This window comes from Candidatus Hydrogenedentota bacterium (assembly GCA_016791475.1).
Taxonomy (GTDB): Bacteria; Hydrogenedentota; Hydrogenedentia; order Hydrogenedentales; family JAEUWI01; genus JAEUWI01.
The window spans coordinates 1-521 of the sequence record JAEUWI010000461.1 but is presented as its reverse complement, the minus strand read 5'-3'; the positions used below and the strand labels follow the sequence as shown (position 1 = coordinate 521).

The window sequence follows — 521 nt, the reverse complement described above, 5'->3', positions numbered from 1 at the left end:
TTCGGCCTACTGCCAGAACATCGAGGAAGAAATACCCTGGCGCACCCTCACCGGCAGGCAGCATATGTACCTGGATCATGAGACGTATATTGCTTATGGCGAGGCTCTGCCCACCTATAAACCACGGCCGGATGTGCACCTCACTAAAGACCTGGAAAAAACTGCCCGGGACAGCGGCTCCCTTGTTCTCAACTACTTGACTCCCCACGGTAAGTGGCACATCCACTCCACCTTCGGCGACACCCTGCGCATGAAAAGGACGCAGATCTGATCGGAGTTGAAGACAACGACTGGGTAGAAGTTTTAAACGATCACGGCGTGGTGGTCACCAGAGCCTGCGTGAGTGCACGCATACCGCGGGGACTGGCCTTCATCTATCACTCACCGGAGCGCACCGCCACCACTCCCAAGTCGAAGGAGCGGAAAAATCGCCGCGCCGGTGGTCATAACAGCCTCACCAGAACACGCCTGAAGCCCCTCTTCATGGTGGGCGGCTATGCGCAATTTACCTATGCCTTCAA

Annotated in this window: 1 pseudogene; it reads left to right on the top strand. The window is 56.4% G+C overall.

The annotated features are described in order from the left end of the window. Positions 1-521 (top strand): annotated as a pseudogene (gene narZ / locus JNK74_30250) (nitrate reductase subunit alpha).